This window comes from Shigella sp. SIG6, assembly GCF_053555815.1.
This window is the reverse complement of record NZ_JBQZXC010000348.1, coordinates 1-318: the sequence shown is the minus strand read 5'-3', so window position 1 is coordinate 318 and position 318 is coordinate 1. Positions and strand designations below refer to the sequence as shown.

Here is a 318-nt window from a genome sequence, read left to right as displayed (position 1 = left end):
TTGCTCTGCTCAAACGCGAAGGCCGGTGCCCGTCTGACGTTGAACACCGACAGATTAAGTACCGGAACAACGTGATTGAATGCGATCATGGCAAACTGAAACGGATAATCGGCGCCACGCTGGGATTTAAATCCATGAAGACGGCTTACGCCACCATCAAAGGTATTGAGGTGATGCGTGCACTACGCAAAGGCCAGGCCTCAGCATTTTATTATGGTGATCCCCTGGGCGAAATGCGCCTGGTAAGCAGAGTTTTTGAAATGTAAGGCCTTTGAATAAGACAAAAGGCTGCCTCATCGCTAACTTTGCAACAGTGCC

General features: G+C 49.7%; 1 protein-coding gene. It reads left to right on the top strand.

Going from position 1 to position 318, the window contains the following annotated elements:
* The coding region (locus ACUU1M_RS20760; RefSeq protein ID WP_000629816.1) for a DDE-type integrase/transposase/recombinase at positions 1–266 on the top strand (266 nt) is incomplete at its 5' end.
* Positions 267–318: the final 52 nt, after the last annotated feature.